Consider the following 294-nt stretch of genomic DNA (forward strand, 5'->3'; position numbering starts at 1 on the left):
ATCATAAGCCTCCTTTATGTCCTCATTGTCATGGAAAGACTATCAAGTATGATTTCCAAAGAACTTCCACTATCCCAATCCTTGATGTCCAAGGAATGCCTACTCTTCTTAAATTAAAAAAGAGACGATTTCAATGTAAAGATTGTCATAGAGTAGCAGTGGCTAAAACATCTCTCGTTAAGAAAAACTGTCAAATTTCTGAACCGGTCTGGAAAAAAATAACTCATGCTCATACCCAAAAACTAACCAATTCTGATATCGCTAATCAACTTCACATCTCTGTCTCTACTGTAC

Annotated in this window: 1 protein-coding gene; it reads left to right on the forward strand. The window is 36.1% G+C overall.

The features are described from left to right. Nucleotides 1-294 (forward strand): transposase family protein (locus tag N7659_RS08150; RefSeq protein WP_263276630.1); only part of this gene is annotated, 294 nt, incomplete at both ends.

The sequence above is a fragment of the Streptococcus sp. CSL10205-OR2 genome, assembly GCF_025660655.1.
In the GTDB taxonomy this organism is placed as follows: Bacteria; Bacillota; Bacilli; order Lactobacillales; family Streptococcaceae; genus Streptococcus.